Origin of the sequence: Streptomyces hazeniae, assembly GCF_031845485.1 — a bacterium.
Taxonomy (GTDB): Bacteria; Actinomycetota; Actinomycetes; order Streptomycetales; family Streptomycetaceae; genus Streptomyces; species Streptomyces hazeniae.
This window is the reverse complement of sequence record NZ_JAVREQ010000191.1, coordinates 1-446: the sequence shown is the minus strand read 5'-3', so window position 1 is coordinate 446 and position 446 is coordinate 1. Positions and strand designations below refer to the sequence as shown.

1 protein-coding gene is annotated in these 446 nt (G+C 62.8%); it reads right to left on the bottom strand.

Translation table 11 applies throughout. From position 1 onward, the window contains the following. Positions 1-31: 31 nt before the first annotated feature. Positions 32-439 carry an FAD-dependent monooxygenase gene (locus RM572_RS29265; RefSeq protein ID WP_311676370.1) on the bottom strand — a complete coding sequence of 136 codons (408 nt, stop codon included), beginning with the start codon at positions 437-439 and terminating at the stop codon, positions 32-34. Positions 440-446 lie beyond the last annotated feature (7 nt).

Sequence of the window (446 nt, the reverse complement as noted above, 5' to 3'; positions counted from 1 at the left end):
CAGCCACTCCAGCGTCGATTTGGGGGCAATGTCACCCACCAGATCGGATAGCTTTGGGCCCCAACTGGTCCCGCAACTTGCGCAGCCCCGCCGATTCTTGTGTCAGTCGGTACAGTCGCTCCACCACTCGGTACAGCCGGCAATAGATCCGCGGCGGGAAGTGGGGCAACATCGGTGATCGGCGCGCCCGGAGCGCTACCGAGAACTCCGCCGGCCGCAATCGAATGTAACGCGGAAGGTCTTCGTACCACCGTGCACTATTTCGTGCCCAGCCCTGGTGAGGCACTATCGCGCGCAAGCGCTCGGTTTGGTACGCATCGAGCGCGGACACCAAACCCTGCTCCCCGCAGAGCTTCTCAGCGAGAGCAATGGCGTCCTCAAGCGCCAGGATCGTCCCCGATCCGATGCTGTAATGCGTGGTGTGAGCCGCATCCCCCATCAAGACG